Origin of the sequence: Ammonifex thiophilus, from assembly GCF_003368535.1 — a bacterium.
Lineage (GTDB): Bacteria > Bacillota > Desulfotomaculia > Desulfotomaculales > Ammonificaceae > Ammonifex > Ammonifex thiophilus.
This window is the reverse complement of the sequence record NZ_QSLN01000037.1, coordinates 1-4,972: the sequence shown is the minus strand read 5'-3', so window position 1 is coordinate 4,972 and position 4,972 is coordinate 1. Positions and strand designations below refer to the sequence as shown.

Below are 4,972 nucleotides of genomic sequence, written 5' to 3'. Positions count from 1 at the left end.
GGCGGCTGCGGCTTGATTTGACCGGCCCACCGGTGGTATGCTTTACTTGCGAGGAGTTCCGGTGGGCTCGGTCGGACCGCTTCACCGCCATATCCCAAAACGGTCCGGACCGAGTTTCTTGTTTTTTCCCCCGGTCCCAGAACCCGAAACCAGAATTCTACCAGGAGGTCCACAACTCCTGCTCGCCTTAAACGAGCCAGCGCATCGCCCGCAGGTCGTCGGCCTGGACCCCGTACCTCACCACCCTGAGGTCTGGTTCTTTGTAGGTGCGGGCCTTCACCAGAAGCCACACGGCGCCCGAGTGCCTCACCCCCGCCGCCCAGTCCAGGACCACACCCGCCCGCCTCTCCAGAAGTCTCGCCACCCGTCTCGCCGGAGCAACCAGGTCGATCCCTCCCGTTGGAACAGTCTAGCCAGCTCTAAAGGGCGGGGCCCGCGGCGGTCATTCCCAGTCGCTCCCACCCGGCGAACCTCTCCAGCACAACATGCCTGACCAAAAAACGGCCGCCGCAGGCCCCGCCCTTTAGGGCTGGGGATAAGGCGGCTGATTGCGATATACCGGTCTGCATTGTATAATGGAGCCATGAGACGCAAATTCAAGTCCAACAACAATGTGGTGTATTCTTGCAAATACCATGTGGTCTGGTGCCCGAAGTACCGTCGTCCCGTCCTGAAAGACGGGGTGGACATGCGGCTCAAGGAAATCCTCCACGAAGTGGCGCGGGAGAGAGGGGCCGAAATCATCGAGCTGGAGGTCATGCCGGACCACGTACACCTGCTGGTAGAGGTGGACCCGCAGTTCGGCATCCACCGGCTGGTGAAGTCCATGAAGGGCCGGTCCTCCCGCATCCTGCGCCAGGAGTTCCCGTGGCTCAGGTCGAGGCTGCCGACCCTCTGGACCAACAGCTACTTCGTGGCTACCGTCGGAGGTGCGCCCCTTGCCACCCTGCGCGAGTACATCGAGAAGCAAAAACACGTCTAGCACGCCCAGCTTCGTGTGCGAACTCCCCCTGCGGGTTTCCCCCGCCCAGGAGAAGGTACTGCTGGCCCGCCTGGAGGCGGCCCGCCAGCTCTACAACGCCTGCCTGGGGGAAGCCGTGAAACGGGTGAAGCTCATCCAGCAGTCCAGGCTGTGGCAGAAGGCCTGGAAAGCAGGGGACAGAGATTTAAGAAACGCTCTCATCCGGGAAGCTTGCTCCAAACACGGTTTTACGGACGCTGCGTTGCAACACTATGCTGTAGAAATACGGCGCTCCTGCTGGATAAGAGACCACCTGGACGTACACGTGGCCCAGAAGCTGGGCACCAGGGCGTACCGGGCCGCCCAGAGGGTGCTCTCCGGACAGGCCCGCAAGGTGCGCTTTAAGGGCAAGAACCAGATGGACACCGTAGAGGGCAAGAGCAACGAAGCGGGCATCCGGTGGCGGGACGGCTGTGTGGTCTGGAAGGGTCTTATCCTGCCGGCCGTCATCGACCCGGAAGATCCGGTAGTCCGTCATGCCCTCTCCTGTCGAGTGAAGTACGTTCGCCTGGTGAGGCGCAAGGTAAACGGGCGCAACAGGTTTTACGCCCAGCTCATCTGCGAGGGCGCGCCCTACCAGAAACCCGAAAATGCCCTGGGAGAAGGCGTTGTCGGCATCGACGCCGGTCCGTCCACCATTGCCCGTGTCAACGATAAAGAGGCGGTTCTTTCCCGCTTTTGCGAGGAGCTTGCAGAAAAAGAAGCGGAAATACGCAGGCTTCAGCGCAAGCTCGACCGCTCTCTCAGGGCCAACAACCCCGAGAACTACAACCCCGACGGGACGGTAAAGAAAGGGCCGAAACAGTGGAAGAAGACCAAGACATACCTCAAGACCCAGGCCCGACTCGCCGAAATATGGCGCAAATTGAGCGCCCACCGCAGGAGCCTCATCGGCAGGATGGTCAACGAGACCCTGCGCATGGGCAACGTGTTCAAGTTCGAAAAGCTCTCCTACCGGGCCCTCCAGAGAATGTTCGGTAAGTCCGTCAACACCCGGGCGCCGGGGATGTTCTTCCGGGAACTCGCCCGCAAGGCTGAGAGTGCTGGCGGGAAGGTCCTGGAGTTCCCCACCCGGGTTAAAGTCAAAGGTCGAGACACTCACGTCGGCCTTTCCAGCTTCTGCATCTGTGGGGAGCGCAGAAAGAAGTCCTTGTCTGAGCGCTGGCACATATGCTCCTGCGGGGTGAGGTGCCAGCGGGACCTTTACAGCGCCTACCTGGCGCGTTTCGTGGAACAGATTGGACAGAACGATTTCGAGCTCGACGCGGGCTCTGCCGCGAGGCAGTGGCTGGGTCAGGAGCCTGTCCTGCAAGCGGCGTCGGGCCGTATTCCCAACCCCCGAGTGTTGGGTAAGGTTGCCCAACAGCCCCGCAAGGGGACGGAGGGGGTCGCTGCGGAAGAGGGGTAAGCCTTGTGCCGAGGCCCGGGATGCTGTAGCGCCGTCTCCTGGCGGTGGCGAGAGCCCGGGAGAGGTCGCGGTGGTTCTCCTCAGAACCCCCGGGCTTTAGCCCTGGGGAGGCTCAGCTGGGCAATCGGAACTGCGGGATCTATGCCCGAAAAACGCTCTTAGCTTTTCTCCTCTTGGCTTGGCTGATCTCTTCTTCACACTTCCTGACCTAGAGCCGGGTGATACTTGACTTGGTTCATAGACTTAGCTTATTTTACTGCCATAGGAGGTGTTCGTGGTGACGTTGCAGGTAAACATTCACGAAGCCAAGACTCAGCTTTCCAGGCTCTTAGCCTGGGTGAGGGAAGGAGAAGAAGTGATCATTGCCAAAGCCGGCGTTCCAGTGGCCCGTCTGGTTCCGGTAACGATGGAGGAGGGAGAAAGGGTTCCCGGCACCGCCAAGGGAAAGATATTCATCGCGCCCGATTTTGAAGCGCCCCTCCCGGAGGAAGTCTTGGAGGAGTTCGAACGATGAAAATTCTCCTTGACACCCATGTGTTTCTCTGGTGGATTGCCGACGACCCGCGGTTACCCGAACGGGTTCGAAAGGTTATTGCGAACAAGAGGAACACTCTCTTCTTCAGTGCCGCCAGCGCCTGGGAAATGGCTATCAAGGCCAGTCTTGGAAAGCTTTCCGTACCGGGAGACCTGAGCGACTTCGTAATAGAGCAGTTACGCCTGAATAACATTACCCCTTTGCCGGTAAGGCTCACTCATGCCCTGCGTATCTATTCTCTTCCCCGCATCCACCGCGACCCTTTCGACCGCCTGCTGGTGGCTCAAGCTCAGGAGGAAGGTCTTGTCATCCTGACGAACGACGCGAAGATAAGGGAGTACCCTGTAGAGGTCGTCTGGTTATAGAGTCAATTTTTCCCAGAGAAGCCCCGGATCTTAACTTGGACTCCAGCCAGGTTATAACTCCGCCGCGGGAAGACCCGCCTTCTTCGGGGGGGCGGGATGAAAGCAGCAGGTGTAAAAATAAAAAGCAAAAACGCAAGTATCGTCAAGGACCGCGTGAGCGGCACCTGACGTAGTCGGGACGGCAGTGACGGTCCCCTCCGGCAACGGATCAAAAAGGGCCGCTTGTACCGGTGTAAGCCGGCATCAGTACCTGCAGAAGGGAACCTGCCACCAGGAAGCCCTACACCTTTAGGGGTAGGGAGGAAGTCACTAACATGAGTAGGGTCCCTTGTCAAATGATCAGGGGTCTGATAAGGGGTTGAGGTAGGAGTTGGAGGAGCTGAGTTTAAAGGAAGCGGCTGAAGTTCTGGGAATAAGCCTTTCCACCGCCCGCCGCTGGGTGAAGACCGGGCGGCTCAACGCCACCCTAAGAGAAGGACCTTACGGACCGGAGTACGTGATACCATGGGGAGAAATAGAGCGGATCAAGGCGGGAAGACCTAACCCTCCTCCCGCGACTCCTACCATCGTCGAAGAGGATCCGGGAGTAGTAGTTCCCAGGGAGTGGCTAGTCGGGGTTGTAAGACAGGCCTTAGAGCAGGCCCTGAGCAACACCGTTAATCAGGTGGCAAGGGGTATGGAGGAGACCCTTACCACCTTGATCAGGGGTGTGGAGGAGACCTTCTCTAACCACTGGTCAGAGGTTGAACAGGGGTTGAGAAGGGAGCTTGAGAGATTGCGAGCCGAGCTCGCAGCCACCAGGGAGCTCCTGCTTAGGCAGGAGGAAGAAAAGCGTTCAGTGGAAGAAAGATACGCGCGGTTGCTGGAGGAGAGAGACAAGCAGCTAATGGAAGAGATGCGCCGCATGCTTCAGCCAAAGAAGAAGCCCTGGTGGAAATTTTGGGGCTAGGTCCGCAACTACTGGATGGCGCGAACACAAACTACCTTTGTGACCGTTGTTCGCACCTAACTGCTCGAACCTCAGCCCCGATATCTTCTTCCCGCGATCTATCCAGCCCCAGTTCCCTGGCACGCTCGCGCATGCGTGAAACAGCCGCCTGAGCCCGAGCCCTCCGCACCAGGCGAAGGGTCTCCTCCAGACGGCCCTCCTCTATGCCGACCAGGAGCGCTACCGGGCGGCCATTGCAGGTGAGAACCGCTTCTTCTCCTGCGCGAAGGGCCTCCCAGATTTCTTTTCCACGCAACCGCAGATCGCGCACCGTAACAAAGCGCATAGCTTTCCCCTTCCATCATCAGGCCTTTCACGCCTCATTATAGCACTATCGTGCTTCGATTGTGCCACGGTCACTCCCAGCTGAGCTTCTCCACGGCCCTCTCCAGGTCCGTCCTGCCGGGCCTGGTGTAGACCGCCGTGGTGTCGAGCCTGGCGTGTCCCGCAAGACACGCCACCTTGTCCAAGCTCTCCCCGGCATCGACCAGCCACTTGCAGAAGGTGTGCCGGAGCTTGTGCGGGGTAACCTCCACCCCCGCTATGCGCCCGAAAAGCTTGAGCCTCTTCTGCACGGCCCTGGGAGTCATGGGGCCTCTTTTACCGGGAAAGAGCCACTCGCCTCCTCGAGGAGGAAGCTCCGCCAGGTACTCCT

General features: G+C 59.5%; 8 protein-coding genes. 5 read left to right on the top strand and 3 right to left on the bottom strand.

Going from position 1 to position 4,972, the window contains the following annotated elements; genetic code table 11:
- Positions 1-187 precede the first annotated feature (187 nt).
- Entirely contained in the window at positions 188-364 is a 177-nt protein-coding gene (locus tag DXX99_RS10815; protein WP_205664712.1) for a hypothetical protein, read from the bottom strand.
- Positions 365-583: 219 nt separating this feature from the next.
- On the opposite strand from DXX99_RS10815, the gene tnpA reads away from it, so the two are divergent.
- The 5 genes from tnpA (at position 584) to DXX99_RS10790 (ending at position 4,278) form a co-directional block, all read left to right on the top strand.
- Complete coding sequence (gene tnpA, locus DXX99_RS10810; RefSeq protein WP_115793485.1) at positions 584-982, top strand: IS200/IS605 family transposase; 399 nt, start codon at positions 584-586, stop codon at positions 980-982.
- 13 nt (positions 983-995) lie between these two features.
- A complete protein-coding gene (locus DXX99_RS10805; RefSeq protein ID WP_115793484.1) occupies positions 996-2,429 on the top strand; it encodes a transposase in 1,434 nt (477 codons plus the stop codon).
- Between the two features lie 277 nt (positions 2,430-2,706).
- Positions 2,707-2,943: a type II toxin-antitoxin system Phd/YefM family antitoxin gene (locus DXX99_RS10800; protein ID WP_115793483.1), complete on the top strand. Its 237-nt coding sequence runs from the start codon at positions 2,707-2,709 to the stop codon at positions 2,941-2,943.
- Complete coding sequence (locus DXX99_RS10795; protein ID WP_115793482.1) at positions 2,940-3,329, top strand: type II toxin-antitoxin system VapC family toxin; 390 nt, start codon at positions 2,940-2,942, stop codon at positions 3,327-3,329. Before DXX99_RS10800 ends, DXX99_RS10795 begins: the two co-directional genes overlap by 4 nt.
- A 370-nt stretch (positions 3,330-3,699) precedes the next feature.
- A complete protein-coding gene (locus DXX99_RS10790; RefSeq protein WP_115793481.1) occupies positions 3,700-4,278 on the top strand; it encodes a helix-turn-helix domain-containing protein in 579 nt (192 codons plus the stop codon).
- 31 nt (positions 4,279-4,309) lie between these two features.
- Here the strand turns inward: DXX99_RS10790 and DXX99_RS10785 are convergent, their stop codons facing one another.
- Both DXX99_RS10785 and DXX99_RS10780 read right to left on the bottom strand, forming a co-directional pair.
- Positions 4,310-4,603, bottom strand: a complete 294-nt coding sequence (locus tag DXX99_RS10785; protein ID WP_115793480.1) for a type II toxin-antitoxin system Phd/YefM family antitoxin — start codon at positions 4,601-4,603, stop codon at positions 4,310-4,312.
- Positions 4,604-4,673: 70 nt separating this feature from the next.
- A partial coding sequence (locus DXX99_RS10780) for a tyrosine-type recombinase/integrase (RefSeq protein WP_165847841.1) occupies positions 4,674-4,972 on the bottom strand: 299 nt, incomplete at its 5' end.